The organism is Luteimonas notoginsengisoli (assembly GCF_042648885.1).
Classification (GTDB): Bacteria; Pseudomonadota; Gammaproteobacteria; order Xanthomonadales; family Xanthomonadaceae; genus Luteimonas; species Luteimonas notoginsengisoli.
Window position 1 is genome coordinate 1 of sequence record NZ_JBHRYF010000027.1, and the last position, 1,071, is coordinate 1,071.

The window sequence follows — 1,071 nt, forward strand, 5'->3', positions numbered from 1 at the left end:
AGGTTCCATGAAGAAGTCCCGATTCACCGAGACGCAGATCGTCTCCATCCTCAAGCAGGCCGACGCCGGCATCCCGGTCAAGGACATCTGCCGGCAGGCCGGCATCAGCGTGCCGACGTACTACCAGTGGAAGTCGAAGTACGGCGGCATGGAGGCGTCGGACCTCAAGCGGGCCAAGGAGCTGGAAGCCGAGAACAGCCGGCTCAAGCGCATGTACGCCGAGCTCGCGCTGGACAACGCGGCGATGAAGGACCTGATCGCAAAAAAACTATAGGGCCGGAGCAGAAGCGCGACGCGGTGCGGTACCTAGTCGAGGTGCACGCGCGGCCACTGCGCCGGTCCTGTGAGTGCGTCGGGTTGTCGCGGGCGGCCTGGTACAGGCCGCCGCTGGACGGGACCGTGCGCGATGCTGAAGTGATCGCAGCACTGGCCAGGCTGGTCGAAGACCGGCCGGCGCGCGGCTTCTGGAAGTGTCGGAAGCTGCTGCGCCGGACGCGGCCGGAGTGGAACCACAAGCGGATCTACCGGGTGTACAAGGCGATGCGACTGAACCTCCGACGTGCGGCCAAGCGCCGTCTGCCCAAGCGCGAGCGGGTGCCGCTCTACGTGCCACGGATGCCGGACACGGTGTGGTCGGTCGACTTCATGTCCGACGCGCTTGCGTGCGGCCGACGCTTCCGCACCTTCAACGTCGTGGACGACTTCAACCGCGAAGTGCTGCACATCGAGGTGGACACATCGATCACGTCGAGCCGGCTCGTGCGCATCTTCGAGCAACTCAAGCGCGACCACCGTCTGCCGCAGGTCGTGCGGACCGACAACGGCCCCGAGTTCCTGGGTGAGACCTTCGTCCAGTGGGCCAAGACCAACGCGGTGGCGATCCAGTACATCCAGCCGGGCAAGCCGAACCAGAACGCCTACATCGAGCGCTTCAACCGCACCTTCCGCGACGAAGTGCTCGACCAGCACCTGTTCGCCCGCATCGATGACGTGCGTGAGGCGGCGTGGTGGTGGATGCTCGAGTACAACGAACAGCGACCGCACGACTCGCTCGGCGACCTGACGCCTGCC

At 65.6% G+C, this 1,071-nt stretch carries 1 protein-coding gene; it reads left to right on the top strand.

From position 1 onward, the window contains the following. Positions 1–7: 7 nt before the first annotated feature. A protein-coding gene (locus ACFOM9_RS16310) for an IS3 family transposase (RefSeq protein ID WP_386713400.1) occupies positions 8–1,071 on the top strand; the annotation gives its coding sequence in 2 pieces (ribosomal slippage) (positions 8–260 and positions 260–1,071; 1,065 coding nt annotated over the 2 pieces). This gene is flagged as partial in the annotation.